At 54.5% G+C, this 2,229-nt stretch carries 3 protein-coding genes; 2 read left to right on the top strand and 1 reads right to left on the bottom strand.

Annotation, left to right across the window (positions count from 1 at the left end; all coding sequences use genetic code 11):
• Positions 1–58: IS1 family transposase (locus FHC49_RS24715; protein WP_097491765.1), on the bottom strand; the 58-nt coding region annotated here is incomplete at its 3' end.
• A 268-nt stretch (positions 59–326) separates the two neighbouring features.
• On the opposite strand from FHC49_RS24715, the gene FHC49_RS11395 reads away from it, so the two are divergent.
• Both FHC49_RS11395 and FHC49_RS24710 read left to right on the top strand, forming a co-directional pair.
• Positions 327–2,021: an autotransporter domain-containing protein gene (locus FHC49_RS11395; protein ID WP_255581347.1), complete on the top strand. Its 1,695-nt coding sequence runs from the start codon at positions 327–329 to the stop codon at positions 2,019–2,021.
• 153 nt (positions 2,022–2,174) lie between these two features.
• A partial coding sequence (locus FHC49_RS24710) for an IS1 family transposase (RefSeq protein ID WP_129692851.1) occupies positions 2,175–2,229 on the top strand: 55 nt, incomplete at its 3' end.

The following is a 2,229-nucleotide window of genomic DNA, read 5'->3' as shown; positions in this document are numbered from 1 at the left end:
TACGCACCACCCCGTCAGTAGCTGAACAGGAGGGACAGCTGATAGAAACAGAAGCCACTGGAGCACCTCAAAAACACCATCATACACTAAATCAGTAAGTTGGCAGCATCACCAACGAAGGCTACATTGGTACCCTAGCCAACACGGGAACTATCGCCGGAACGACAACGGGTATTCAGAACACGGGCAATATTACAAGCTTATCTAATAGTGGCTCTGTTTCCGGCAGCGCTTTTGCTATTTTTAATATCGCCTCCGGCAGTCTGGGGCCTGTTACCAACAGCGGCCTGATTGCAGGCACAATCGCCAATCTTTCGAGCAAAGCCATGACCATCAACGGCGGCAGCGGTGAGACCTTTGGTATCCTGACCGGCGCAAGCGGCGGCAGCGGCAGCGGCAGCGCCGATATCGGAGCTATCAAAAATACGGACGCCAGTTTGTACTTCGCCTCCGGCAACCTGCTGCTCAACGACAATATCGACGTCGGCAACAATACCGTGAATAACACGGGATCCACGTTGCAGGTCAATAACAGCCTCAGCATTAACGGCAACTATGCGCAGAGCGCATCGGCAACATTGTTGCTTGGTGTCGGTGATTCAGCGGTAAGCGACGGCGTCATTGCCGATACCGGCTATGGACGTCTGATTGTCAGCGGTGCAGCCACCATTGAAAGCGGTTCGACTGTCTCTCTCAAATCGCTCAACACCTACAGCTTTGCCGCAGGCCAGCGCTATCTGGTAGTAAGCGCAGACAAGAACGGCACCAATTACAACGCCAGTTCGTTGAATTATTTAACCGCCGGGTTTACCGGCGTTACCAGCGGTAAGGTGGTTGACACTGGCAACACAAGCAATCTGGTGGTGACGCTGAGTCCCAAACCCCGCCATTACGCCACAACGGACAATGCGATATCCTCGCTACAAGGGCTGCAGCAGTACACCGGCATTGCTCCGGGATTGCTCGATCTGTATAACGCCTCACTGGCTATTGATTCAAGCCAGGAGGGGAACAAGGTGGGTGAGCAGTTATCCACAGTGCAGAACAGCAGCGCCAGCCATGTTGCCTCGCAGGCCACCTTTGACGCAGTAAACATTGTCGGTCAGCGCGTTGATGCTGTTCGTCTGGCGCAGTCTCACGGTATGAGCGGTGTGGCAGCCGGTGATGACCCTGCCGACTGGTCCGCGTGGGGACAGGCGTTTGACGGCCATGCAAGGCAGGGAATGGTCGATGGTGTCAGCGGCTATAAAGCGAATTACGCCGGGCTGGTGCTGGGTGTCGACCGGAGCGTCGGAGAAAGCTGGCGAACCGGTGGTGCCCTGACCTACATCAACACCTCGGTACATGGCCGGGACAACCTTTACGGTAACAAGACGAGCGTGGACTCCTACGGACTGATTGGCTATGCCAGTTACAGCGGTGAACCCTGGTACGTCAACCTGTCAGCCAGCGTCACGCAACAACGTTACGACACCTCGCGTAATGTGGAGATGACCGGTTACGCCGATCGGGCGCGTGGCAAATTTAACGGTCAGCAATATGTCACCAAAGCGGAGTTCGGTTATCCGCTGGCTGTGGCACAGACGACCACGTTAACGCCGCTGGCCAGCCTGAGCTATAGCTATCAGACGCTTGATAGCTATAAAGAAAGCAGCGGCAATGGCTCCGCCCTGTCGGTGGATGGTAGCCACAATAACGCGCTTCGTAGCGGCCTAGGCGCTCGTCTGGATAAATCATTCCAGACCGGTTTTGGTGATGTTGTACCCTACGTACAGGCTATCTGGACGCATCAGTATAACCCCCAGCGCAATTCTACAAACGCCAGTTATATTGCTGCTACGGCAGGTGAAACCAGCTTTACAACGTTTGGCGCCTCTCCCGCTGAAGATACCGCCGATCTGTCTCTGGGTGCGACCATCGCCCAATCAGACACGCTTAGTCTGAACGCCCGCTATAACGTGCAACTGGGTGAACAGTATCAGGCGCAGACTATCGCTCTGCAGGTACGCAAGCTGTTCTGATAAGCAACAGGATACCGCGGCTGAAAAAGTTTTCAGCCGCGGTATTTATCCCTCACACTTTCTCCATAAGGGGTTTGAGGGCCAATGGAACGAAAACGGGTGATGCTGCCAACTTACTGATTTAGTGTATGATGGTGTTTTTGAGGTGCTCCAGTGGCTTCTGTTTCTATCAGCTGTCCCTCCTGTTCAGCTACTGACGGGGTGGTGC

Origin of the sequence: Kluyvera sp. EC_51, from assembly GCF_019584505.1 — a bacterium.
GTDB lineage: Bacteria > Pseudomonadota > Gammaproteobacteria > Enterobacterales > Enterobacteriaceae > Kluyvera > Kluyvera sichuanensis.
The sequence above is the reverse complement of the archived record's forward strand: the minus strand, read 5'-3'. Positions and strand labels throughout refer to the sequence as shown.

Bases quoted from the DNA above. Each gene is read 5' to 3' on its own strand.
- FHC49_RS11395 (WP_255581347.1), top strand. From the start codon at position 327: ATGACCATCAACGGCGGCAGCGGTGAGACCTTTGGTATCCTGACCGGC.